Annotated in this window: 19 protein-coding genes, 1 other RNA gene and 2 pseudogenes; 12 read left to right on the top strand and 10 right to left on the bottom strand. The window is 51.3% G+C overall.

The window, feature by feature from the left end; all coding sequences use genetic code 11:
- Nucleotides 1–6 precede the first annotated feature (6 nt).
- Nucleotides 7–402 carry a YraN family protein gene (locus QNN86_RS17095; protein ID WP_096755549.1) on the bottom strand — a complete coding sequence of 132 codons (396 nt, stop codon included), beginning with the start codon at nucleotides 400–402 and terminating at the stop codon, nucleotides 7–9.
- The gene (locus QNN86_RS17090) at nucleotides 360–2414 is read right to left on the bottom strand and encodes a penicillin-binding protein activator (RefSeq protein WP_414211907.1); all 2055 of its coding nucleotides are present in this window, start codon (nucleotides 2412–2414) and stop codon (nucleotides 360–362) included. The genes QNN86_RS17095 and QNN86_RS17090 overlap by 43 nt, the downstream gene beginning before the upstream one ends.
- Nucleotides 2415–2476: 62 nt before the next feature.
- On the opposite strand from QNN86_RS17090, the gene rsmI reads away from it, so the two are divergent.
- The 3 genes and pseudogenes from rsmI to QNN86_RS17075 all read left to right on the top strand — a co-directional run.
- A complete protein-coding gene (gene rsmI / locus QNN86_RS17085) occupies nucleotides 2477–3340 on the top strand; it encodes a 16S rRNA (cytidine(1402)-2'-O)-methyltransferase (protein ID WP_115257408.1) in 864 nt (287 codons plus the stop codon).
- 2 nt (nucleotides 3341–3342) lie between these two features.
- Nucleotides 3343–3441: pseudogene (locus tag QNN86_RS17080) on the top strand (Fic family protein); the annotation flags it as partial.
- A gap of 7 nt (nucleotides 3442–3448) precedes the next feature.
- Nucleotides 3449–3595: pseudogene (locus QNN86_RS17075) on the top strand (HTH domain-containing protein); the annotation flags it as partial.
- Here QNN86_RS17075 and QNN86_RS17070 read toward each other — a convergent pair.
- The 8 genes from QNN86_RS17070 to garD all read right to left on the bottom strand — a co-directional run bounded on the left by QNN86_RS17070 (nucleotide 3592) and on the right by garD (nucleotide 11746).
- Nucleotides 3592–4365 carry a DeoR/GlpR family DNA-binding transcription regulator gene (locus QNN86_RS17070; RefSeq protein ID WP_096755552.1) on the bottom strand — a complete coding sequence of 258 codons (774 nt, stop codon included), beginning with the start codon at nucleotides 4363–4365 and terminating at the stop codon, nucleotides 3592–3594. The pseudogene QNN86_RS17075 and the gene QNN86_RS17070 overlap by 4 nt on opposite strands.
- A gap of 111 nt (nucleotides 4366–4476) precedes the next feature.
- Nucleotides 4477–5520, bottom strand: coding sequence for a galactitol-1-phosphate 5-dehydrogenase (gene gatD / locus QNN86_RS17065; RefSeq protein ID WP_414211904.1), 1044 nt, complete (start codon nucleotides 5518–5520; stop codon nucleotides 4477–4479).
- A gap of 44 nt (nucleotides 5521–5564) precedes the next feature.
- Complete coding sequence (locus QNN86_RS17060; RefSeq protein WP_414211902.1) at nucleotides 5565–6938, bottom strand: galactitol-specific PTS transporter subunit IIC; 1374 nt, start codon at nucleotides 6936–6938, stop codon at nucleotides 5565–5567.
- 4 nt (nucleotides 6939–6942) lie between these two features.
- Nucleotides 6943–7227 (bottom strand): PTS galactitol transporter subunit IIB, encoded by a 285-nt coding sequence (gene gatB / locus QNN86_RS17055; RefSeq protein WP_414211900.1) that lies wholly within the window; start codon nucleotides 7225–7227, stop codon nucleotides 6943–6945.
- Between the two features lie 29 nt (nucleotides 7228–7256).
- On the bottom strand, nucleotides 7257–7721 hold the full coding sequence (gene gatA / locus QNN86_RS17050; protein ID WP_062774247.1) for a PTS galactitol transporter subunit IIA: 465 nt from the start codon (nucleotides 7719–7721) through the stop codon (nucleotides 7257–7259).
- A gap of 14 nt (nucleotides 7722–7735) precedes the next feature.
- Nucleotides 7736–9007: a tagatose-bisphosphate aldolase subunit GatZ gene (gene gatZ, locus QNN86_RS17045; protein ID WP_414211898.1), complete on the bottom strand. Its 1272-nt coding sequence runs from the start codon at nucleotides 9005–9007 to the stop codon at nucleotides 7736–7738.
- 133 nt (nucleotides 9008–9140) lie between these two features.
- Nucleotides 9141–9995, bottom strand: coding sequence for a tagatose bisphosphate family class II aldolase (locus tag QNN86_RS17040; RefSeq protein ID WP_182270929.1), 855 nt, complete (start codon nucleotides 9993–9995; stop codon nucleotides 9141–9143).
- 179 nt (nucleotides 9996–10174) lie between these two features.
- Complete coding sequence (gene garD, locus QNN86_RS17035; RefSeq protein ID WP_414211895.1) at nucleotides 10175–11746, bottom strand: galactarate dehydratase; 1572 nt, start codon at nucleotides 11744–11746, stop codon at nucleotides 10175–10177.
- A 397-nt stretch (nucleotides 11747–12143) separates the two neighbouring features.
- On the opposite strand from garD, the gene garP reads away from it, so the two are divergent.
- The 9 genes from garP (at nucleotide 12144) to tdcD (ending at nucleotide 22481) form a co-directional block, all read left to right on the top strand.
- On the top strand, nucleotides 12144–13478 hold the full coding sequence (garP, locus tag QNN86_RS17030) for a galactarate/glucarate/glycerate transporter GarP (RefSeq protein ID WP_096755558.1): 1335 nt from the start codon (nucleotides 12144–12146) through the stop codon (nucleotides 13476–13478).
- 15 nt (nucleotides 13479–13493) lie between these two features.
- A complete protein-coding gene (garL, locus tag QNN86_RS17025; protein ID WP_414211893.1) occupies nucleotides 13494–14264 on the top strand; it encodes a 2-dehydro-3-deoxyglucarate aldolase in 771 nt (256 codons plus the stop codon).
- Nucleotides 14158–15183: a 2-hydroxy-3-oxopropionate reductase gene (garR, locus tag QNN86_RS17020; protein WP_414211891.1), complete on the top strand. Its 1026-nt coding sequence runs from the start codon at nucleotides 14158–14160 to the stop codon at nucleotides 15181–15183. The genes garL and garR overlap by 107 nt, the downstream gene beginning before the upstream one ends.
- Before the next feature lie 103 nt (nucleotides 15184–15286).
- Nucleotides 15287–16432 carry a glycerate 2-kinase gene (garK, locus tag QNN86_RS17015; protein ID WP_414211888.1) on the top strand — a complete coding sequence of 382 codons (1146 nt, stop codon included), beginning with the start codon at nucleotides 15287–15289 and terminating at the stop codon, nucleotides 16430–16432.
- 32 nt (nucleotides 16433–16464) lie between these two features.
- Nucleotides 16465–16841: RNase P RNA component class A (gene rnpB / locus QNN86_RS17010), an RNA gene on the top strand.
- A gap of 1019 nt (nucleotides 16842–17860) precedes the next feature.
- Nucleotides 17861–18799 (top strand): transcriptional regulator TdcA, encoded by a 939-nt coding sequence (gene tdcA / locus QNN86_RS17005; protein WP_096755562.1) that lies wholly within the window; start codon nucleotides 17861–17863, stop codon nucleotides 18797–18799.
- 98 nt (nucleotides 18800–18897) lie between these two features.
- Nucleotides 18898–19887 carry a bifunctional threonine ammonia-lyase/L-serine ammonia-lyase TdcB gene (gene tdcB / locus QNN86_RS17000; RefSeq protein WP_096755563.1) on the top strand — a complete coding sequence of 330 codons (990 nt, stop codon included), beginning with the start codon at nucleotides 18898–18900 and terminating at the stop codon, nucleotides 19885–19887.
- A 22-nt stretch (nucleotides 19888–19909) separates the two neighbouring features.
- Nucleotides 19910–21241: a threonine/serine transporter TdcC gene (gene tdcC / locus QNN86_RS16995; RefSeq protein WP_115257422.1), complete on the top strand. Its 1332-nt coding sequence runs from the start codon at nucleotides 19910–19912 to the stop codon at nucleotides 21239–21241.
- A 31-nt stretch (nucleotides 21242–21272) separates the two neighbouring features.
- The gene (tdcD, locus tag QNN86_RS16990) at nucleotides 21273–22481 is read left to right on the top strand and encodes a propionate kinase (RefSeq protein ID WP_181617978.1); all 1209 of its coding nucleotides are present in this window, start codon (nucleotides 21273–21275) and stop codon (nucleotides 22479–22481) included.
- Nucleotides 22482–22505 lie beyond the last annotated feature (24 nt).

Genomic DNA, 22505 nt, shown 5'->3' with positions numbered 1-22505 from the left:
CTTCAATTATGAGTGGTCATTAAAGGCATCCTTTAACCACTCAACATCATTTCCGGTGAAGGCTAACACATCGAACCGACAATCCACAGTATCAAAACTCCCATTGTGGCGCGCAAGCCACAAGCGGGCGGTGTGTAATAATTTCTGTTGTTTGCTGCGGGTCACACTCGCCGCCGCCCCGCCAAAAAGAGCGGAACGACGAAAACGGACTTCAACAAAGACGGTGGTCTTGCCTTCACGCATTATCAGGTCGATTTCGCCGCCGCGTTCGCGCACGTTGGCGGCGATAAAACGCAGTCCTTTGCCCTCCAGCCAGCAACGCGCGGTGGCTTCCCACGCGTCACCGGTCTGTTTACTCGTTAACTGGCGGGGACGACCTGTCCTTGCTGGTATTTGAGCCATGATAACTTCCTGTTAATCACACAATCCGGCGTGGCGGTTAATGCGCCAGTGTTGCCGTTAATTTCAAAGCCCTGCACCTGACGCATTTGCGTGAAGTGGTTAGCCAGCGACCACGCATCGACGCCCATGGCGTACATGCGTGCCAGCGAGTAATCGTTGCGCACGGCACTAAGCGCCTGCTGCATGAGCGGTTCGTTGCCGCCGGCCAGCATCGGAATTTCACTGTACTGCAAGCCTTCCATTTCCAGGCGGAAGTCAGGACCAGCAGTACCCTGTGCGCTACGGGAGCTGGCATACAGCGTGGCACCGCTTTGGCTGCCGTTACGCATGGCGATCATCGGCTTAATAAAGGCGATCTCTTCCGGCGTGGCCAGAATATACACGGCGTCAACACGACCGCTGCCACCGGTGATTTGCGCATCGGTCGGCGGAGCCGGGATGGTGAGTCCACCAATCGTGACGCCAGGCTGTGCTGGCGCAGAGGAGACGACCGGGCTGCCCGTCAGGGCAATCCCTGCACCACCGTTGACGCCCATTCTCAGTTCTGCTGTAGAGCCGAATTTCTGTTGCAACACCACGCCGCCGCCAAGTTTTTGCCATTCCTGTGCAAAGGCGTTGGCCACGCGATCGCCTAACGCGCTACGCGGCGTTAACAGCAGCGGGGTTTGTTTTCCCTGATCGCGGATGTGACGTGCGGCATCGCGCGCTTCATCTTCCGGTGACAGCGCGAAGTAGCACACATTAGCCAGGTTCTGCACGGCTTCAGGCTGATTAAGCGCCAGTACGTTTAGCGGTGTGCTGCTCTTCATCAGTTCTTCAACATTGTTCTTCAACAGAGGGCCGACAACAATACTGGCACCATCCTGCTGCACCTGGGCCAGGATCTGATTCAGCGGCTGTGACGAGGTGTCATAAATTTTCAGCTCTGCGGAAGGATTCGCCGGGGCGCTGGCCGTCGTTGGCTGAGTTGGTGCTGTTTGCGGCGTGCTAACCGGTGTGGTTGGCTGTGCTGGCGCATCGTTGGTCAGATCGCTCACCGAGGCCTGGGAAGGGCTGGCCACGCCGTCGACGGACTGCGGCTGTGCAACGGGCGTGGTGGCGTCCGTGACGGCTGCAGGGGCTGCGGCGACAGGGGTTGATACCGGTTGCGTGCCATTGTTTTTCGCTGCTTCAAAACCCTGCTGAATAGTGCGACCAAAAACAGCGGCCTGACCGTTCAGCGGCAGTAGCAGGGCTATCTTGCTGGTGGACGCTGGCTTATAGCTCTGGACGTTAACCAATTGCGTGGGCAGTAATTTTGCCCCCGGGTTTTGCGGATAGCGTTTTTGCCAGTCGGCAATGCCGGCCTTCATCATGTCGACATCGCTACGGTTATCAAACCAGACGCGCTGGAGATCCAGCCAGCCTTGCAGAACATTTTCATCAGCGTTGATGACCAGCGCCTGCGCCTGCTCTGGTGTCATTGACGAGAGTGTCTGCCAGGTCGCATCGATGTTTTTCTGCTTATCGTTGGCGGCCAACAGCGGCTCTTGAGCGATTAGCGCACGCAGCAGCGTTAACGATGGACGCCCTTGGCTGGCATCAATTTGTGCCTGCCAGTAACGCGCCTGTTGGTTCTGATCGAAATCGGCTGGTTTTAGCTTCTCCAGCAGGGCCTGCGCGCCCGCGACATCTTTCTGCGCAAGTTTGATCTCAACGGCCAGCAGGGATTGTTCACGACGCTGGGCATCGTTCAGGTTCTGCGGCAATTGGTTGAACAGATCGACAGCCTGCTGGCTCTTACCTTCTTTCAGCAGTGCACGAATGGCGAGTAATTGCCAGTTGGTCTTGCTATCATCTGAGCTTTGCTGCATCTGTTGCAGATAAAAGCCGGAATCAGCTTGTGCTGTGCCCTGCATATGGGCTGCACTCTGGTCTGGCGCCTGGGTGCCACAACCGGCGAAAATCAATGCTGCCAGAATGACTGGCAGAGCGCGCGCGGCTTTCATACGAGAAAATGTTGAGGGTACCATACTGTATCCAGTGATATTTTTTACGCAATGCTCAATATTAAATCGGCAATACGGACGACACAATGAAACAACACGAATCGGCGGATAATTCTCAAGGCCAACTCTTTATTGTACCTACTCCTATCGGAAATTTGGCTGATATTACCCAACGAGCGCTCGAAGTTTTACAAGCCGTTGATTTAATTGCCGCTGAAGACACCCGTCATACCGGATTATTATTACAACACTTCGCGATTAGCGCCCGTATGTTTGCGTTACACGATCACAATGAGCAACAAAAAGCCCAAATGCTGGTGGCGAAGCTCAAGGAGGGCCAGAACATCGCGCTGGTTTCCGATGCCGGAACTCCGCTGATTAACGATCCTGGCTATCACCTGGTGCGTACCTGTCGTGAGGCGGGTATTCGAGTTGTGCCGCTACCGGGTCCTTGCGCGGCCATCGCCGCATTAAGTGCTGCAGGCCTGCCATCAGACCGTTTTTGCTACGAAGGCTTTTTGCCCGCCAAATCCAAAGGCCGTCGCGATGCAATGAAGGCCATTGAAGCGGAACCCCGTACACTGATTTTTTATGAGTCTACCCACCGTCTGCTCGACAGCCTGGAAGACATGGTCGCCGTATGGGGAGAGTCGCGTTATGTGGTGCTGGCGCGCGAGCTGACTAAAACCTGGGAAACCATTCACGGCGCCCCGGTCGGCGAATTGCTGGCGTGGGTAAAAGAAGATGAAAACCGCCGTAAAGGCGAAATGGTGCTGATTGTTGAAGGCCATAAAGCGCAGGACGACGATCTCCCGGCCGATGCCTTGCGGACGCTGGCGCTGTTACAGGCAGAACTGCCGCTGAAAAAGGCCGCCGCACTGGCTGCCGAAATCCACGGCGTGAAAAAGAATGCGCTGTATAAGTATGCCCTGGAACAGCAGGGAGAGTAAGCGTGAGTGGCTACCAACCTCCCTTTGCCATCACCCCATTGATACTCAATCAGGTCATTGAGATTGGTGAGCTTATGGGATATTGGGCGGTTGTGGCCGGGTGAGCGTCAGCCTGCACGAACTGCCAAAAGCCTTGCCGATGAGTGTGAAATCTCAGCCCGGACCATTGAACGCTATCTGAAAGCGTTGCAGCAGAAAGGCAAACTGCAACGCGTTGGTGCGAAGAAGGGAGGTTTCTGGCGGGTCCAGACCTAAACGACCAGCAATTCAACGCTTGTTTTTGTCAGCGCTGATTTATCTTGTTTGCTGATACCGTCATCGGTAATCACGCAGTCTATCTTCTCCATTGGCAACACCTGATTAAAACCACGTCGATTAAACTTCGTGGCATCCAGTACGGCAATGACCTTATGTGCTGCCGCTGCCATGACGCTGCTAATCGAATAGCCTTCATTAAATGTGGTAATGCCATTTGTAGCGTCAATTCCGTCGGCACCCACGAACATCAGATCTGCGCTGATCCCTTGTAGGGAACGTTCAGCGATAGTGCCATGCATCGAATGGGTTTTGTGGCGCACCGTACCTCCACAGACAACCAACGTAATGTCTTTGTTTTCTGACAGCGTAAATGCGGCGGGCAGGCTATTGGTAATCACGGTGATATTACTTTTTCGGTTTAGCGCCTCAGCGATCAGTAAGGTGGTGCTTCCGCTATCCAGAATTACGGTCATTCCTTCTTCTACCATTGCAGAAGCGGCCTGGGCGATCCTTTTTTTGGGGTCGCTGGCAAGTTGATACCGTTCTTCTAATATCACTTCCTGATTGTCACTTTCAGCCAGATGGCTTCCTGGTTTTGCCGCCCCGCCGTGAAAACGGGTGACCAGACCCTTCTCTTCTAATAACCGCAGGTCGGCGCGAATGGTGACTTCAGAGATACCAAAGGTATTCGAAAGGTCCATTACCAATACGCTGCCTTGCGTATTAATCAGGTCGACAATTTTGTTCCTTCTCTCAAATGAGTTCATATTGATTTGCCTGATAATTTAATTATCACTAGTTTAATCGAAGGATTGCGAAAGGTGAACGTCAAATTTCGAAAGTAAGTGTGAGCCAGCGCAGGTTGCTGGCTCGTGAGGTCAGGAGAGTTTTAGCAGGATTTTTCCCTGCATCGGTGCGCCATTGAGTGACTTAACGGCACTGGCAAAGCTCTCTGCATCACCGTTGTGGGCGATTAATGGCTCCAGCCGTAAGCATTTTTCTGTTAGCAAACGCGCTGCGGTTTCCCATTCTTCTCCCGGCCATGGGCTGGAATAGTTCATCCAACTGCCGAGAATGGTTAACTCTTTACGCAATATTTGTCCAAATACACCAGCTGAGAGCGCAAGATCGTGATGCAACGTACCGACTAACGCCAGTTGGGCACGAGGACCGGCAATCTCAATCGACAGCGCCACGGTTTGCGGGGTTCCCGCAGTTTCCAGTACGAGTTGGTCAAACTGAAAATTCTCCAGACCAGCGTGGATCTCGGCCGCATTCATCTCCCGGCTATTAAACACATGGGTTGCCCCCAGTTCTTTTGCTAATGCCAGCTTTTGCGGGTTGATATCAATTGCCGTAATACTATTTGCGCCAAGTTCACGAGCGCATTGCATTGCCAGCAAGCCGATAGTACCAGCACCCACAATAATCACATTTTTGCCTTCGCAACCCTGCGCCAGGTGAAACGCATGCAGGCCGACGGTGATAGGTTCGATAAATACTCCATCATCTATTGGCATATCTGAAGGTAGGCGGAACAGGTTGGCGCGTTTTACAACCACATATTCCGCGTTACCTCCTTCGCTGCGTGAACCGACAAATTGATATTGCTTGCACAGCGAGAAGTATCCGCGTTCGCACTGCGGACAATGAAAGCAGGGGAGTAGAGGAACGCAGGCAACGGCATCGCCGGGTTGCATATCAGTAACGTCTGCTCCATAGGATTCAACATAGCCGCTAAATTCATGGCCCAGCGTTATTGGATAATAGTGTGCGCCATGATTAAAAATACGCGGAATATCTGAACCGCAAAGGCCTGAGCTAGCAACCCTGACTAACACATCGTCTTCAGTTTGCAACTGTGGTATGGGACGTTCTTCAACACGCACGTCTCCCTCAGCGTGAATAACCACTGATTTCATAAGAGTCTCCAGAAATGTGAAGGGGAGCAAATGCCCCCCAGAAATTAAGATGCGGTTTGGCTTTCTGCAATAGCGGCGCTTTTTTCCGCGGCGATGAAGTTTCGCGCCCGACGCCAGGTTAACAGAACGCCAGTCAGATAAATGACGGCAATAACAATGAAGCCCACAACGTTTTGCCAGGTGAACAACTGAATCAGCAGCCAGGTGATAGGCGATCCCCCCTGATCCAACGAGGCGACCTGGCTACCAGCTTTCAGCGCACCGGCATTAGCGGCTAGCTGGGTATGCAAGCCAATGGTCTGGGTCGCTATCCACAAGGTCATACCCATGATGATGACGCCGGAAATCAGCGTGCGGAACAGGTTGCCCTGGTGTATTGCCACCGCCATAGCCACAAAGAAGCCGATGGTTGCAAGGTCACCAAACGGCAGCACTTGGTTACCCGGCACCAACACAGCAATGAGAATAGTCAGCGGGATAAAGATCAGGCTGGCGGATACCACTGCGGTATGGCCGAGCAGCAGCGCAGGGTCAAGACCAATTAAGAACTCCTGACCGCCAAATTTTGCCTGTAAGCGCTTACGGGCATGTTTAGCAATCGGTGTTAAGCCATCCATAATCGGTTTAATTACGCGTGGCATCAGCAGCATCACGGCGGCGGTTTTGACTGCCAGTTGAAGCACTGCTTTCAGGTCGTAGCCTGCCAGCATGCCGATAACCAGACCCATCACAAAACCGACGGTGACCGGTTCACCAAACGGCCCGAAGCGTTTCTGAACGTCGTCAGCGCTAAAGTGAATGCGGTTGAGCCCTGGGATTTTATCGATGATGGTATCCACGAGTACCGCAATGGGGCCAAACCAGGCTGACGAGCCGTGCGGTATAGCAATGCCATCCAGACCAAAAAAGTCGCGCGTATCTTTGGCGAACCAATCACCAAGTTTGTAGACGAAGGCAGCGTGAACCACTACCCCTAAAATGCCTAACCAGTAAGACCCCGTCGCCAGATGTAACATCGCGCCGGTAAACGTCATATGCCAGATATTCCAGATATCGACGTTCACCACGCGGGTCATGCGGGTGACCAGCATCAGGATATTGACCCCTATGGCGACAGGGATGGCAATCAATGCGATCTGCGATGCCCACGTCATGGGGGATGACCCCGGCCAGCCCACGTCAATCACATGCAGGTTGATTTGAAACTGTTCCGCCATCGCTTTCGCGGCAGGCCCGATAGAGTCAAGCATCAGGCCAATGACCAGCCCGATACCAACAAAGCCAATCCCAATATGTAGACCAGATTTAAAGCAATCCCCGAGCTTCATCCCCAATAATTTTGAAAAGATGATGATCACCAGCGGCAGCATGACTGTTGGACCTAAATCGAGGATATAACGCATTATTTCGCTGAACATGGCGTCACTCCACGAGGATAGTCAGGATTTTTTGCTGTAATGCTTCGATGCCCACACCGGACACAAACGGCATGCCGTGAACCACGGGAATATCACCAAAAGTCCGGTCAACGCGGGCGGTGGTGCAGATAAGGTCCGCGCCATCCATATAGGTTTCAATTTCAGTCACCCGACACTGCACTAAATCGAGGGTGATATTGTGGGCTTCGCACAGTTCTTTAATCTCTTCAGCGGCCATCGTTGAGGTTGCTACAGCACCGCCACAGGCGACAATGACTTTACGTTTCATAGGGTATTCCTTTTATTATCAGTTTATTATCAAGCCGGATTGCACAGTTCAGGCTCGAGGATGGTTTCCCGAAAACGCACTGCGAGCTCAGCATCAGGGGCGCTCAGCAAGGCGTCGAGGACATTCGGGTTTTGCAGCTCACTAAACAAGCGGCGCAGCAGCTTCAACTGCGCTGTCGGGTTTTCTACAATCAGGGCGATAATTAACGAGACGCCAATTTCTGCATCATCGTCTGCTTGCTGGAAATGCACCGGTTTATCCGGGCGAATCAGATAAATAGCGGGCGAAATAGCGTGTGTCGCCTCGCAATGGGGAATAGCGACCGCATGACGCTCAAGCGCAATCCCGGTGGGGAAGACGGCTTCGCGTTCGAGCAGCGCCTGCGGATAGCTGTCATGCACTACCCCTTTCGCCAGCATCTCCTCACCAATGTGTGCCAGCGCCTGCTGGCAGGTGTTGAATTCAATTCCGGTACGGACAAATAATTGGCTCATAGGGGCTCCGTGTATCAGGCGGCTTCGGCGACGCAACCGAAACGGTATGCACGCAAAACGTCCTGGATCTTGTCGATGATGAGGTTATGCGGCGTCGCGGTCAGTGTACCGGCGGACAGGCGTTCAAACTGCATCGGCAGGTACTGACTAATCAGCCCCAGCGGCAGCGATACGCCATCAAGGTTGGCGATCAACTTCTCTACGCTTTGACGAATACGCGGGTGAGGCCAGTAATAACGGATACGGTCGGAGAGGCTGAAATGGATGTCGACCATCGCCTGGCTCCAGGTTGGACGGTAGTATTTTTTCCAGTAACCCGGTTCGTTAAGCATCACTTCGTCAATCACGTCCAGCACATGGCTGCGCTGTTCAGGCGGCACCAGTTGGGTTTCCATTTGTGCCAGTGCAAAAATGGCCTCGCGCAGGGCGAAGGTGAGCGCAGGGCCGACTTTCAAAATCGCATAGTGGTCGCGAACCAGCGAGCGATAGGCCTGACGGTTCTGGTAATCGGTTGAATGCGCTTCATAGACCATCGGCGTATTTCTCACCCAGGCGGACAGCGCTTCTGCGGCGCTCGGCTGATAGTGAATAATCTGGGTATGGTCGAATTCAACGCCCGGTTGAACCACGATGGCAATAACTCTTTCCAGTGCAGCTTCAAGACCTAATGCCTTGAAAGCGACCTGATGCGTTTCCAGCGTCCGCGCGGCGTCTTCTTCACGAGTAACGTGGACGGTACCAATGGTGCTGGCCTCGCCTCCGGGAACCGGAACTTCAGTACCGATAACGTAGGTCAACTGGCGTTTTTGCTCGTCAGTGGCGATTTCCTCTGCCGCCTGGCAAAGTACAGCGGCGCGCTGAGCGACAACCATCGGATCCAACGGTGTAGGATCGTCGGCGCAGGACATCGAGGCATCAAGGTGAATTTTGCTGAAACCTGCAGCAACATAAGCCTTAATTAACGCGACCGATTTTTCCATGGCCTCTGCGGCGGTTTCATCTTGCCAACAGTTTGGGCCGAGGTGATCGCCTCCGAGGATCAATCTGTCGCGGGGGAAGCCAACTTCCTGCGCGATGTTGTAGACGAAGTCGCGGAAGTCGGCGGGTTTCATGCCGGTATAGCCGCCAAACTGATTAACCTGATTTGAGGTCGCTTCAATCAGGACTTTCTGGTCACTGTGTAAATCAAAACGTAATGCGGATTCAATGACCAGCGGATGCGCTGAACAAACAGAACAAATTCCTAAATGTTCACCCGCTTTATGACGAGAGATTATTTCTTTCACTTCTATCTCCGATATCTTTTGTTTATCTTCATAATATTTTTGGATTGAAGGCAAAGGGTAAAAGCTTCTTTCGTGATCCAGCTTTAAAAACAAACCTTTGTCAGAACCCGTGCAATTCAAATGAATTAATGGCTTACAACTTTCCTTCGCAGCCGCAGTCGGCGATGACTTTACGTACCACTTCTTTCATCGCAGCTTTTGCTGGCATCATGTAATGCCGCGGGTCATTCGCATCGGCATGTGTGCCCAGGTAGTTTTTGAGTGCGCCAGCAAAGGCGATTTTGAGTTCGGTAGCGACATTGACCTTGCAAATCCCTAAAGAGATAGCGCGCCTAATATCATGTGTTGGCAGGCCAGATGCTCCATGTAAAACCAGTGGAATATCAACGCGCTGACGAATCTCTGTTAGCCGTTCAAAATCCAGTTTAGGTTCAGCACTATACAAACCATGAGCTGTGCCAATCGCAACGGCCAGTGAGTCGATACCGGTTTTTTCCACGAACTCCCGGGCCTGTTCTGGGTGGGTATAAAGCGCATCCTTTCCATCCACGATTAGGTCATCCTCCTGCCCACCCAGTCGTCCCAGCTCAGCTTCAACGCTAACGTCATAGCGGTGGCTGTAGTCCGTCACGTGTTTAACTAACGCAATGTTGTCGGCAAACGGCAGATGAGAACCATCGATCATGACGGAGCGGATACCTGTAGCGACTTTCGCTTCAATATCGGTGATGCTTTCATGGTGATCGAGATGGATGGCGAGAGGGTGGTTCCAGCTTCTTGCCAGTTCGCTGGCAATAGCAACGATGTTGCCGACCCCGGCATAGCTAAAAGTGCCAGGCGTGCCGGCGACGATCAACGGAGAACGTAGTTCGGCTGCTGTTTCCACGACAACTTGTAAGGTCTCCAGGTTGTGGATGTTAAACGCGGGTACGGCATAGCCTTCTTGCTGCGCCTTCTTCAGCATCATTTTGCTTGAGATAATGAACATACTTCCTCCGAAGTCTTTCGATTGCTTTCTTCGAAATAAAGTATAGGGTTTCGTAATGTTTTTTTGTGATTCCGATCTGATAAATGAAAGATTCGAAAGAAAGGGGAGGGTTATGAAAGGTTGTGGCAAAAAAAAAGCATGCCCGAAGGCATGCCCATGAAGAAAAAAGCGGTGGACAATCAGGTCACCGGTGCCGGGTTAAACACCGCCAGCTGATTATGCAGTCCCCACTGATCCGAGAAGGTTTTCTTGCGTCCGCTCGCCACGTCGAGAATGAACTCGAACAGCTTCAGACCGACATCTTCAATGGTTTCCTCACCGGTGGCGATGGTTCCGGCATTGATATCCATCAGATCAAACCAACGGTTGGCCAGTTCGGTGCGTGTTGCCATTTTAATCACCGGAACTGCCATCAGACCGTACGGTGTACCGCGACCGGTGGTGAACACCTGCACGGTGATCCCGGACGCGACCTGCTGCGTACCGCAAACAAAGTCGCTGGCAGGCGTTGCCGCGTAAATCAGGCCGCGTTTGGTCGGACGCTGTCCCGGTGATAACACTTCGACAATGGCGCTCTTGCCTGACTTGGCAATCGAGCCCAGCGCTTTTTCAACCACGTTAGCCAGACCGCCTTTCTTGTTGCCCGGAGAGGGGTTAGCGCTGCGGTCGGTTTGTCCCATATCGAGATAGTTATCGTACCAGGCCATCTCTTCGAGCAGGCGCTTGCCCACTTCTTCATTGATGGCGCGCGGCGTTAACAGGTGGATGGCGTCACGCACTTCGGTCACTTCCGAAAACATCACGGTGGCACCGCAGCGCACTAACAGATCGGACGCGTAGCCCACCGCCGGGTTGGCGGTGACGCCAGAAAACGCATCGCTGCCGCCGCACTGCATGCCGACGACTAGCTCAGAGGCCGGGCAGGTTTCACGCTGACGCTGGTTGAGTTTTACCAGATGGCGCTCGGCAACCTGCAAAATGTCTTCAACCATCGATTTAAAGCCTACGTGTTTTTCATCCTGCAGGCTGACAATGCTGGCGCTGTCTACCGGGATGCTTTTCACATCGTGCGTGCCTTCTAACAGGCGTTCCGGCTGGAGTTTTTCGCAGCCGAGGCCGATAACCATCACTTCGCCCCCGAAGTTGGGGTTCAGGGCAATGTTATGGATGGTACGAATCGGCACGATAGCGGCCGGCGCATTGATGGCCACTCCGCAGCCATACAAATGGTTGAGCCCCACTACACCGTCAACGTTCGGGTATTTGGGCAGCAGATCGCGCTCAATGATTTTCACCACATAATCCACCACGCCCGCCACGCAGTGCACGCTGGTGGAGATGCCGAGCAGGTTCTTGGTGCCCACACTGCTGTCGGCATTGCGATAACCTTCGAAGGTGTAGCCTTCCAGCGGCGGAAGCGGCTCCGGCACTTTGGTTGCCAGCGGCAGCGTTTCCAGCGGCGGGGCTTTGGGCAGCTCAACCATTGACTCATCAATCCAGCTACCGCGTGCGATGTCGCGAACGGCGTAACCGATCACTTCACCATAGCGCACGATTTCGCCGTGAACAGCAATATCCGTTAGCGCCACTTTATGACCCTGGGGAATATGTTCAATCAGCGTCAGTCCGTCCGGGAAACGTGTCCCGGCTTTCAGACCATTGTCATTGACAATAATCGCCACATTATCAGTGTCGTGTACTTTAATATAAAACGCCGTGGGCGATTCTTGTCTAATTTCGATGTCGGCCATTGTCCAGTATTCTCCAGCCAGGTGGTGATAATAGATATATATCGAATCTAATTATAAGTAATAAAGACTCAGTGTCGTGGAATAAGAATGTCAGGAGTTTTAATTTAAGAATGTGAGCGAGATCACTTAAACTTAGAAACGCCGCGCCACCAAGGGTATCAATACGTAAATGTGTGCATCAGCGCCCATGGTTATGTGCATATGCATAAAATAATATTTTAAACAGATGATTTTAATGAGCGATTGCACAATGATTAACGATGCGGTGCTGATTATACTGAATCACGGTTTAATAGCGACTGATAAATAAGAACGTATTTTATCTTACGGTAATTTATCAGCGTAAATATCCTTCAAAATAATAATAAAAACTCTTTTTGTACCTGAGGTAAATAGAATGATACTGGATACGGTTGTAGAGAAAAAGAAAGGTACGCACACCCGATATTTAATACTGCTGATAATATTTATTGTCACTGCCGTAAACTATGCAGACCGCGCGACGTTGTCTATTGCCGGTACTGAAGTGGCCAAAGAGTTGCAGCTCAGCGCCATATCAATGGGTTACATTTTCTCCGCCTTCGGCTGGGCCTATTTGCTGATGCAAATTCCCGGCGGCTGGCTGCTCGACAAGTTTGGTTCGAAGAAAGTCTATACCTACAGTCTTTTCTTCTGGTCGCTGTTTACCTTCCTGCAGGGTTTTGTCGATATGTTCCCGCTGGCCTGGGCGGGGATCTCCATGTTTATCATGCGGTTTATGCTGGGCTTCTCGGAAGCGCCTTCCTTCCCGGCTAACGCCCGTATTGTTGCGGCCTGGTTCCCGACCAAAGAGCGTGGCACGGCCTCTGCGATTTTTAACTCCGCGCAGTATTTCTCACTGGCGCTGTTTTCACCGTTGCTGGGCTGGCTGACCTTCGCCTGGGGCTGGGAACACGTCTTTACCGTGATGGGCGTGATTGGCTTTGTGCTGACCGGACTGTGGGTAAAACTGATCCATAACCCTACCGATCACCCACGGATGTCGCAGGAAGAGCTGAAGTTTATCTCGGATAACGGCGCGGTAGTGGATATGGACCACAAGAAGCCGGGTGGTGCTGCGGCGAGCGGTCCGAAACTGCATTACATCAAGCAACTGCTGACAAACCGCATGATGCTGGGGGTGTTCTTTGGACAGTATTTTATCAACACCATCACCTGGTTCTTCCTGACCTGGTTCCCTATCTACCTGGTGCAGGAAAAAGGTATGTCGATCCTGAAAGTCGGCCTGGTCGCGTCTATTCCGGCACTGTGTGGATTTGCCGGTGGTGTACTGGGCGGCGTGTTCTCAGATTACCTGATTAAACGCGGCGCCAGCATCACCCTGGCGCGTAAGCTGCCGATCGTGCTCGGAATGCTGCTCGCCTCAACCATTATCCTGTGCAATTACACAGATAATACCACCTTCGTAGTGGCGCTGATGGCGCTGGCGTTCTTCGGTAAAGGTTTTGGCGCGCTGGGTTGGCCGGTGATTTCCGATACCGCCCCGAAAGAGATTGTGGGTCTGTGCGGTGGCGTGTTTAACGTATTTGGTAACGTGGCTTCTATCGTAACCCCGCTGGTGATTGGTTACCTGGTGAGCGAGTTGCACTCATTTAATGCTGCGCTGGTGTTTGTAGGGTGCTCGGCGCTGATGGCGATGGTTTGCTACCTGTTTATTGTCGGTGACATTAAACGTATGGAATTGCAGAAATAAACAAAGGTATAGGCGATGAATAACACGATTTTCCCAAACAAATTTAAAGCGGCACTTGCGGCGCATCAGGTTCAGATTGGCTGCTGGTCCGCGCTGGCAAGCCCGATCAGTACCGAAGTATTAGGCCTGGCCGGTTTTGACTGGCTGGTGCTGGACGGTGAACATGCGCCAAACGATATCTCGACGTTTATCCCACAGCTGATGGCGCTGAAAGGCAGTTCCAGCGCGCCGGTTGTGCGTGTGCCGACCAACGAGCCGGTGATCATCAAGCGCCTGCTGGATATTGGTTTCTATAACTTCCTGATTCCGTTTGTTGAGACCGAAGAAGAGGCGGTGAACGCCGTGGCGTCTACCCGCTATCCGCCGGAAGGTATTCGCGGCGTATCGGTTTCTCACCGCGCCAATATGTTTGGCACCGTACCGGACTACTTCGCACAGTCAAACAAAAACATCACCATCATCGTGCAGATCGAAAGTCAGCAGGGTGTTGATAACGTGGATGTGATTGCCGCAACCGAAGGCGTGGACGGTATTTTCGTCGGCCCAAGCGACCTGGCCGCCGCGTTAGGCCACCTTGGCAATGCCTCCCATCCGGAAGTGCAAAAGGCGATTCAGCATATCTTTGCTGTCGCGAAAAAGCACGGTAAGCCAAGCGGTATTCTGGCGCCGGTAGAAGCGGATGCGCGTCGTTATCTGGAATGGGGCGCGACGTTTGTTGCCATTGGCAGCGACCTGGGCGTGTTCCGCTCCGCTACGCAGAAACTGGCTGATTCCTTTAAAAAATAACCACCATCGACAGTATAGAGATAAAAACATGACAATGAAAGTAGGTTTTATTGGCCTCGGTATTATGGGTAAACCAATGAGTAAAAACCTCCTCAAGGCAGGTTACTCGCTGGTGGTTGCTGACCGTAACCCAGAAGCGATTGCGGAAGTCATCGCCGCAGGTGCAGAAACCGCTACCACGGCGAAAGCCATTGCTGAACAGTGCGATGTGATTATCACCATGCTGCCGAATTCTCCACACGTAAAAGAAGTGGCGTTGGGCGAAGGCGGTATCATCGAAGGCGCGAAGCCGGGCACCGTTCTGATCGACATGAGTTCAATCGCCCCGTTAGCCAGTCGTGAAATCAGCGATGCGCTGAAAGCGAAAGGAGTGGATATGCTGGATGCACCGGTGAGTGGCGGCGAACCGAAGGCGATTGATGGCACGTTGTCGGTGATGGTCGGTGGTGATAAAGCGATTTTCGACAAGTACTACGATCTGCTGAAAGCGATGGCGGGGTCCGTGGTGCATACCGGCGATATCGGCGCAGGCAACGTCACCAAGCTGGCAAACCAGGTTATCGTGGCGCTGAATATTGCGGCGATGTCTGAAGCGCTGACCCTGGCGACCAAAGCGGGCGTGAACCCGGATCTGGTGTATCAGGCTATTCGCGGCGGACTGGCGGGCAGCACCGTGCTGGATGCCAAAGCGCCGATGGTGATGGACCGTAACTTTAAACCGGGCTTCCGTATTGACCTGCACATCAAAGATCTGGCGAATGCGCTGGATACCTCACACGGCGTGGGTGCACAGCTGCCGCTGACCGCAGCGGTAATGGAAATGATGCAGGCGCTGCGCGCTGACGGGCTGGGAACGGCTGACCACAGTGCGTTGGCATGCTACTACGAAAAACTGGCGAAAGTGGAAGTCACTCGCTAATGACGTCGTGCCCGGAGGCGCATAGCGTTCCGGGCCTACAATGCAGGCCGTAGGCCGGATAAGTGAAACGCCATCCGGCGTTATGCAGTAACAGGCTACCACTATGAAAATCGTAATTGCCCCAGACTCTTATAAAGAAAGCCTTTCTGCCACCGAGGTAGCGCAGGCGATAGAAAAAGGATTTCGGGAAATTTTTCCCGATGCGCACTATGTTTCTGTTCCGGTCGCCGATGGCGGCGAAGGGACCGTTGAAGCGATGATTGCCGCCACGCAGGGAATGGAACATTTCGCGTGGGTAACGGGCCCGTTGGGCGAAAAAGTGAATGCCAGCTGGGGCATGTCCGGAGACGGTAACACCGCGTTTATCGAAATGGCGGCAGCCAGTGGGCTGGCGCTGGTCCCTCCAGAAAAACGCAACCCCTTAGTCACCACGTCGCGTGGTACTGGGGAGTTGATTCTCAAGGCGCTGGAAAGCGGCGCGCAAAATATCATTATTGGTATTGGCGGCAGTGCGACCAACGACGGTGGTGCGGGTATGGTACAGGCGCTGGGGGCGAAACTCTGTGACGCCAACGGTACTGACATTGGCTATGGCGGCGGTTGCCTGAATAGCCTGAATACCATTGATATCTCGGGTCTGGACCCACGCTTAAAAACCTGTTCGATTCATGTTGCCTGTGATGTGACGAATCCATTGATCGGCGAAAACGGTGCATCCCGCATTTTTGGTCCGCAGAAGGGCGCGACTGAAGAACGCATTATCGAGCTGGATCGTAATTTGTCTCACTTTGCCGACATCATAAAAAAATCGTTGCGCGTTGATGTGAAAAATGTGCCCGGAGCCGGAGCCGCTGGTGGTATGGGGGCGGCATTAATGGCATTTTTAGGTGCAGAACTGCGTAGCGGGATAGAGATTGTGACCCAGGCGCTGAATCTGGAAGAACATATTCACGACTGTACGCTGGTGGTTACCGGTGAAGGACGCCTCGACAGCCAGAGTATTCACGGCAAAGTGCCTGTCGGCGTGGCAAGTGTGGCGAAGAAATACCACAAGCCGGTGATCGGTATTGCGGGCAGCCTGACACGCGATGTGGGCGTGGTGCATCAATATGGTATCGATGCCGTGTTTAGCGTATTGACCAGCATAGGTACGCTGGAAGAGGCCTTCCGGGGAGCATTTGATAATATTTATCGGTCATCCAGAAACATCGCCGCTACGCTGGCGATAGGAATGCGCAGTGCGGGGTGACATTGGCCCGCAAACCCTCTATACTTCGCGCCGAAGCTGACCAGACAGTCGCCGCTTCGTCGTCGTCCTCTTCGGGGGAGACGGGCGGAGGGGAGGAAAGTCCGGGCTCCATAGGGCAGGGTGCCAGGTAACGCCTGGGGGGGAAACCCACGACCAGTGCAACAGAGAGCAAACCGCCGATGGCCCACGCAAGTGGGATCAGGTAAGGGTGAAAGGGTGCGGTAAGAGCGCACCGCGCGGCTGGTAACAGTCCGTGGCACGGTAAACTCCACCCGGAGCAAGGCCAAATAGGGGTTCACAAGGTACGGCCCGTACTGAACCCGGGTAGGCTGCTTGAGCCAGTGAGCGATTGCTGGCCTAGATGAATGACTGTCCACGACAGAACCCGGCTTATCGGTCAGCTTCAACTATTAAGGAAACCCTCGTCAGAAATGGCGAGGGTTTTTGCTTTGTGGTGACCAGGATGAATGACTGTCCACGACGCTATGCTCAAAAGAACGCGGCTTACCGGTCAGCTTCAACTATTAAGGAAACCCTTCTCGGTAATGGCGAGGGTTTTTGCTTTACGGCAGGCAACAAGATGAATGACTGTCCACGACACTATGCTCAAAAGAACGCGGCTTATCGGTCAGCTTCAACTATTAAGGAAACCCTTCTCGGTAATGGCGAGGGTTTTTGCTTTTATGGCGTGTTTTTTATGCTTACCGGGCACGACTTTTTTGTAGGCCGGATAAGGTGCTTGCACCGCCATCCGGCAAATTTGCCGTAAATCTCATTTTTATTTTTCCGTTATTTATTCGAAAACGTCTTTTTCAGCGGCAAAGGGGTTGCTGAAAATTTCCAGTTTTGTGACAGATAACACAAAACGCTTATCGATACGTTTCGCTATAGAAAAAATACACGTAATCGATCCATATCACAAAATTACTTGCTGATAATCACCAAAAAACAGTGTTAATATATTGTTGCACATGATGATTTATTGTTTGCTTTGTTTTGAATAATGATAAACGCAATGTTTCTTTACAAACAAATAAGGCAAAATAGTGTGATGCATGGCGTTATTTAATCGCAATAACTATTCAAATATAATTTTATTTGATAAATTGCTCATTAAATTTAAACGTAATCCAGACCGATAATTACTCTGTAATTGCTTGAATTATCATCTTTCAATCGTCGGTTAAATAACCGTTAACGCGCATGTGTTATCGCCATAAATTTTCGTTATCCCCCCATCTTTTTTTGATTAAAGTCAGGTTAAAGTAAGATCGTTTTTCTTCATTATATTGATAAATAACGATTTTATGGGTTTATAATAATCTTACAAAATGTAAGTGAAGGGGATTTGTGAGTGGTCGCACATATCCGTGAACGTTTAATTTGGTACACTTCCTGCCGTCAACAAAGTAATTAGAGCAGGCCGATATGAATACTATTTCTCTCCCTAAAACACAGCACTTAGTGGTCTTTCAGGAAGTCATTAGAAGTGGTTCTATCGGCTCAGCTGCAAAAGAATTAGGTTTAACTCAACCCGCAGTAAGCAAAATCATTAATGATGTTGAGGCTTATTTTGGTATTGAGTTGGTGGTGCGTAAAAATACAGGCGTCACATTGACCCAAGCCGGTCAGGTGATGCTCTCATGGTCTGAATCTATTACCCGTGAAATGAAAAACATGGTTGATGAGATGAATAGCATGACGAGCAATGCGGTTGTTGATGTGTCGTTCGGTTTTCCCTCACTGATCGCCTTTACCATCATGTCCGGCATGATTAAGAAGTTTAAAGAGGTATTCCCGAACGCGCAGGTTTCCATGTATGAAGCCCAGCTCTCCTCTTTCTTACCAGCGGTTCGTGATGGGCGTCTGGACTTTGCAATCGGCACGTTAAGCGATGAGATGAAACTGCACGACCTGCATGTGGAGCCGCTGTTCGAGTCAGAGTTTGTTCTGGTTGCCAGTAAGTCCCGAACACGCACCGGCATCACTACGCTGAGCGCATTGCAAAATGAACAGTGGGTGTTGCCGCAAACGAATATGGGTTACTACAGCGAGCTTCTTACTACGTTACAAAAAAATGGCATCAGCAGTGAAAACATCGTTAAAACAGACTCGGTCGTCACAATTTATAACCTTGTTCTCAATGCTGATTTCTTAACAGTAATTCCCTGCGATATGACCACTCCATTTGGTTCAAACCAGTTTATTACTATCCCGGTAGAAGAGGCCTTACCGGTCGCGCGTTACGCCGCCGTCTGGTCTAAAAATTATCGAATTAAAAAAGCAGCATCAATTTTGGTGGAATTAGCCAAAGAATATTCATCATATAATTGCCAGCGACGAAAGCAATTAATTGAAGTTGATTAAAGATTAAACTCGATTTAATACGGAATGAATGCCATCGGTCTATATCAGACGTTGGTCACGGCTATCTATTTACTTTAATACCCAGGTAAGAGGTTCTAATGCACATTACATACGATCTCCCAGTTGCAATTGAAGATATCCTCGAAGCGAAAAAAAGACTGGCGGGGAAAATTTATAAAACGGGAATGCCTCGCTCTAACTATTTTAGTGAACGTTGCAAAGGGGAAATTTTCCTTAAGTTTGAGAACATGCAGCGTACTGGTTCATTTAAAATTCGCGGCGCCTTTAACAAGCTCAGTTCTTTAACTGAAGCGGAAAGATGTAAAGGCGTGGTGGCCTGCTCTGCAGGTAACCATGCGCAAGGGGTTTCCCTCTCTTGTGCGATGCTCGGTATTGACGGCAAAGTGGTGATGCCAAAAGGCGCACCTAAGTCTAAAGTGGCTGCTACCTGCGACTACTCCGCAGAAGTTGTGCTGCACGGTGATAACTTCAACGACACGATCGCCAAAGTGAGCGAAATTGTTGAAACTGAAGGCCGTATCTTTATTCCGCCTTATGATGATCCAAAAGTGATTGCCGGCCAGGGGACTATCGGTCTGGAAATTCTGGAAGATCTGTACGATGTCGATAACGTGATTGTGCCAATTGGTGGCGGCGGACTGATTGCGGGTATTGCGATAGCCATTAAATCCATCAACCCGACCATTAAAATTATTGGCGTACAGTCTGAAAACGTTCATGGCATGGCAGCTTCTTTCCACGCTGGAGAAATAACCACGCACCGAACGACCGGCACCCTGGCGGATGGTTGTGACGTCTCCCGCCCGGGTACTTTGACCTATGAAATCGTTCGTGAGTTAGTGGATGACATTGTCCTGGTCAGCGAAGATGAAATTCGCAACAGTATGGTGGCATTAATTCAGCGAAATAAAGTTGTGACAGAAGGCGCTGGCGCGCTGGCCTGTGCTGCATTATTAAGCGGGAAATTAGATAGCTATATCCAGAATAGAAAAACAGTCAGCATTATTTCTGGCGGTAATATCGACCTTTCTCGTGTATCCCAAATTACTGGTTTAGTTGACGCTTAATATATTTCGTTGAGGATAGGATATGAGTACTACTGATAGCATTGTATCCAGCCAGACAAAACAATCGTCCTGGCGCAAATCGGACACCACCTGGACACTGGGTTTATTTGGTACAGCCATCGGCGCCGGGGTGTTGTTCTTCCCTATCCGCGCAGGCTTTGGCGGGCTGATCCCCATTCTGTTAATGCTGGTGTTAGCGTACCCCATCGCGTTCTATTGCCACCGCGCACTGGCGCGCCTGTGTCTTTCCGGTTCTAATCCTTCCGGTAACATCACGGAAACGGTTGAAGAGCATTTTGGTAAAACGGGCGGCGTGGTCATCACGTTCCTCTACTTCTTTGCGATTTGCCCACTGCTGTGGATTTATGGCGTCACCATTACCAACACCTTTATGACCTTCTGGGAAAACCAGTTGCAGATGCCAGCGCTTAACCGTGGCTTCGTAGCGCTGTTCCTGCTGTTGTTGATGGCATTCGTCATCTACTTCGGTAAAGATCTGATGGTTAAAGTGATGAGCTTCCTGGTATGGCCGTTCATTGCCAGCTTGGTACTTATCTCTCTGTCCCTGATCCCTTACTGGAACTCAGCGGTTATCCAGCAGGTGGATCTCAGTAATATCGCGTTGACCGGGCATGACGGTATTCTGGTCACCGTATGGCTGGGTATCTCCATCATGGTGTTCTCCTTCAACTTCTCGCCAATTGTTTCCTCCTTCGTGGTGTCTAAACGCGAAGAGTATGAAAAAGATTATGGCCGCGAATTTACCGAGCAGAAATGTTCCAAGATCATCTCCCGCGCCAGTATGCTGATGGTTGCTGTGGTCATGTTCTTCGCCTTTAGCTGCCTGTTCACGCTGTCTCCGGCAAACATGGCCGAAGCCAAAGCACAGAACATTCCGGTCCTTTCTTACCTGGCGAACCACTTTGCTTCACTGTCCGGCACCAAGTCGACCTTCGCGACCGTTCTGGAATACGGTGCTTCTATCATCGCACTGGTCGCTATCTTCAAATCTTTCTTCGGCCACTATCTGGGCACGCTGGAAGGTCTGAACGGTCTGGTTCTGAAGTTTGGTTATAAAGGTGATAAGAACAAAGTCTCTGTTGGCAAACTTAACACCATCAGCATGATCTTCATCATGGGTTCCACCTGGGTTGTGGCTTACGCCAACCCGAACATCCTGGACCTGATTGAAGCGATGGGCGCGCCAATTATCGCCTCACTGCTCTGCCTGCTGCCGATGTATGCCATCCGTAAAGCGCCGTCTCTGGCGAAATACCGTGGCCGTCTGGATAACGTGTTTGTTACTGCGATTGGTCTGCTGACTATCCTGAACATCGTCTACAAACTGTTTTAATCCTTAAGCTCAGGATGAGCGGAGTAGTGAAATGAATGAGTTTCCGGTAGTACTGGTTATTAATTGCGGTTCATCTTCCATTAAATTCTCAGTGCTGGATGCAGCCAACTGTGATGTTTTAATGGCGGGAATTGCAGACGGTATTAACTCTGAAAATGCGTTCATAGCAATTAATGGTGGGGAGCCGGCTAAGCTGGCTCACCACAGCTACGAAGACGCATTAAAGGCTATTGCCGCTGAACTGGAACAACGTAATTTAATGGACAGTGTGGCCTTAATTGGCCACCGTATTGCCCACGGTGGAAGTATCTTTACCGAATCCGCGATCATTACGGATGACGTTATCGACAATATTCGTCGGGTATCTCCTTTAGCACCATTACATAATTATGCGAACCTGAGTGGGATTGAATCCGCACAGCATCTTTTCCCAGGTGTGCAGCAGGTAGCAGTATTTGATACCAGCTTCCACCAGACGATGGCACCTGAAGCCTATCTGTACGGTTTACCGTGGAAATATTACGAGGAGCTGGGCGTTCGTCGCTATGGTTTCCACGGCACGTCGCACCGCTATGTTTCTCAGCGAGCGCATGAGCTTCTCGACCTCCAGGATGATGATTCTGGCCTGGTGGTCGCGCACCTGGGTAACGGCGCGTCCATCTGTGCGGTCCGTAACGGACAAAGCGTGGATACCTCAATGGGTATGACGCCGCTGGAAGGACTGATGATGGGCACGCGTAGCGGTGATGTGGACTTTGGCGCAATGGCGTGGATCGCCAGTGAAACCAATCAGACGCTGAGCGACCTTGAGCGTGTCGTCAATAAAGAGTCTGGCCTGCTGGGTATTTCCGGTTTGTCCTCTGACTTACGTACGCTGGAAAAAGCCTGGCACGAAGGACACGAGCGTGCGCAGCTGGCGATTAAAACCTTTGTGCATCGTATTGCACGCCATATCGCCGGACATGCCGCATCGTTACATCGTCTTGATGGGATTATTTTCACCGGCGGAATTGGTGAAAACTCCGTCTTAATTCGCCGTCTGGTGATTGAACATCTGGCCGTATTAGGTGTGAATGTCGACAGCGAAATGAATAGTCTGCCAAATTCTCATGGTGAGAGAATTATCTCTGCTAATGATGCTCGAGTTATTTGCGCAGTTATTCCGACGAATGAAGAAAAAATGATTGCTCGTGATGCCATTCATTTAGGCAGAATTAACACACCAGTAGAAATTGCATAATTAATTTTCTGTAGAGAGATTATT

This window comes from Citrobacter sp. C348 (assembly GCF_047467975.1).
Lineage (GTDB): Bacteria > Pseudomonadota > Gammaproteobacteria > Enterobacterales > Enterobacteriaceae > Citrobacter > Citrobacter gillenii.
This window is presented reverse-complemented; position numbering and strand designations above follow the sequence as displayed.